The organism is Vibrio sp. 10N.261.55.A7 (assembly GCF_002877365.1).
Taxonomy (GTDB): Bacteria; Pseudomonadota; Gammaproteobacteria; order Enterobacterales; family Vibrionaceae; genus Vibrio.
Genome location: NZ_MCWZ01000188.1, coordinates 1 through 671 on the forward strand (window position 1 = coordinate 1; position 671 = coordinate 671).

General features: G+C 41.6%; 1 protein-coding gene. It reads right to left on the reverse strand.

The window, feature by feature from the left end; translation table 11 throughout:
• Window positions 1-60 precede the first annotated feature (60 nt).
• Window positions 61-671, reverse strand: a 611-nt coding sequence (locus tag BCU12_RS10175) for a pyridoxal-dependent decarboxylase (protein ID WP_241909798.1), incomplete at its 5' end; no start/stop codon positions are given.

A 671-nucleotide genomic window follows, 5' to 3' on the forward strand; every position in this document is an offset into this window, starting at 1 on the left:
TTTCTGATGAATTAGTTACAACAAACAGAAATAAATTTTCATATCATAGGTTACCTATGATTAATCCTGACATATTTCCTGGGTCAATGCGTTGATTTTTTTCAATAAATTTGGTGCTTGTTGTGCAATATCTCTCTGTTCTGATAAAACAGCGCTCAGAATGTCATAAGTTGTTAGCGGATTCGCGAGGACGACTCGGAAAACAATCGTATTGTGGTGGTGCATTTCTACTGGATTCAAACGGGTTCTAGAGACAAAAGAGCGTCCAGTTTCACGCTGGCGTTTCTGAATAAATTTAGTCAGTTCGTTTAACCACTCATTAAGCTGATTGGCTTGTTCATTGGTTGCTTTCTTGAATGCATTTCTTACTGATTGCGGTGTATATCGATAGGTGAGAAGGCACAACTCTGGTTTAGAGACGAGCTGGAAGTCATCTTGTTGCTCAATCAGGTCAGCAAAGTACTTCGCTTTTTCGATACTCTGATCAATCAGCAATTCATAACCGGGACGGCTGATGATGTGCATGCTGGCATAGACAAGCATTGCCATTCCAGAGCGCGACCCTTCGAGTGTATGGGAACCCAAATCTTTTGAGCCTTTACGCAGAATGTACTGAGCGTGGTGCTCTATTGAGCTCATAGCATCAGGCTGTTTAAACAACACCATTCCTG